At 58.8% G+C, this 1,377-nt stretch carries 2 protein-coding genes; both read left to right on the forward strand.

Features of this window, described 5'->3' with window-relative positions:
* A partial coding sequence (locus tag EN925_RS35950) for a BA14K family protein (protein ID WP_164894661.1) occupies window positions 1-322 on the forward strand: 322 nt, incomplete at its 5' end.
* 52 nt (window positions 323-374) lie between these two features.
* Window positions 375-821, forward strand: coding sequence for a VOC family protein (locus EN925_RS35955; protein WP_127369667.1), 447 nt, complete (start codon window positions 375-377; stop codon window positions 819-821).
* The last annotated feature ends 556 nt before the right edge of the window (window positions 822-1,377 follow it).

A 1,377-nucleotide genomic window follows, 5' to 3' on the forward strand; every position in this document is an offset into this window, starting at 1 on the left:
GGTCACTACAGCGCCGACGCCGGTCTGGTTTCAGCGCGGTTTCTACGTCGTCGGCGGCGGATACTACTACAATGGCTATCGCGGCTATGTCCGCGTGCGGCCAGGTTATCGCTATTACAACGGCTACTGGTTCCCCGCCGCTGCCTTTGCCGCCGGTGTCGCGGCGGCGACCGTCGCACCGGTAGCGCCAAGTCCGGCGGTCCGATTGGAAGCAGCGCATGTGCGTTGGTGTTACGAGCGCTACGTCTCCTACCGCGCCTGGGACAACACCTACCAGCCCTATAATGGCCCTCGCCAACAATGTTGGTCGCCCTATAGTTGAAGGCTCTTCGCTGAGAGCCTTCAATCCTTTCAAGGCAGCATAGGAGATGACCATGATCGAAAATCGCTCGATGCCCACGAGCACGGTCATACCGGTGCTTTCGTATCCTGATGTCGAGACGGCCAGCCAATGGCTTTGCGAGGCCTTCGGCTTCGAAATACGGCTGATGATCGGCAATCACCGTGCCCAGCTCGGCTTCGCAGACGGCGCCGTCGTCGTCACAGAATTGAAGTCTGGAGGATTGACGCGGACAGGTGGGCCATTCGCAGTGATGGTACGCGTCGAGGATGTCGACGCGCACCACAGGCGAGCCGCGCGGCATGGCGCAGCTATTCTCAGCAGGCCAACGAGCCATCCCTATGGCGAGCGTCAATATTCCTGCCGTGACCTCGCCGGCCACAATTGGACCTTTTCACAGTCGTTTGCTGATGTAGCACCCCGGGAATGGGGTGCAATCGTCGTGGCGGGATCACCAAACGGACCAGATGTGGAGAGCTGATACCGGCCCCTTACAACGGCAGTCCACCAGCTTTTGGATTGCGACGGCGCTACGCCTTTGGCAATGGACAAGACTAAACGCGTCATGCAAGCGGCTACAGTTTGACGACCCTTCCGATTCCTATCGTGAACACCACGCCCACGCTAAACTGGATGCCCGCAATCGAAGATTGCTGCCAGAAGCTGTCGGTCTGCTTGCGGTTCCGTTGTAGTCATTCCGAAACTCCCGTCATGGCGACGCACACACCAGACGGCATAGGTGTCTGCGCAATCACTTCTCGATCAGTAGGAATGGCCCCGCACACTGCACGTCCGTTTAGGTCGGGCTACGCCGCGGTTCGGTAATCTGTCTTGAGTTCTTGCCTATGCGGAAATTCGATATTTCTGTAGATTCCCGATCCTCTGCCAGAGAGATGAGACGTGCCGGCGACCAGGATATTGTGGGGGCAGCTTCTTGCCGTGCTTCTGATCGTGCTCGTCACTATGTGGGTCGCGACGCAGTGGGCCGCGTGGCGTCTTGGTTTCCAGCCTGAACTCGGTGATCCGTGGTTCGAGCT

The organism is Mesorhizobium sp. M7A.F.Ca.US.006.04.2.1, from assembly GCF_004022915.1.
Classification (GTDB): Bacteria; Pseudomonadota; Alphaproteobacteria; order Rhizobiales; family Rhizobiaceae; genus Mesorhizobium; species Mesorhizobium ciceri.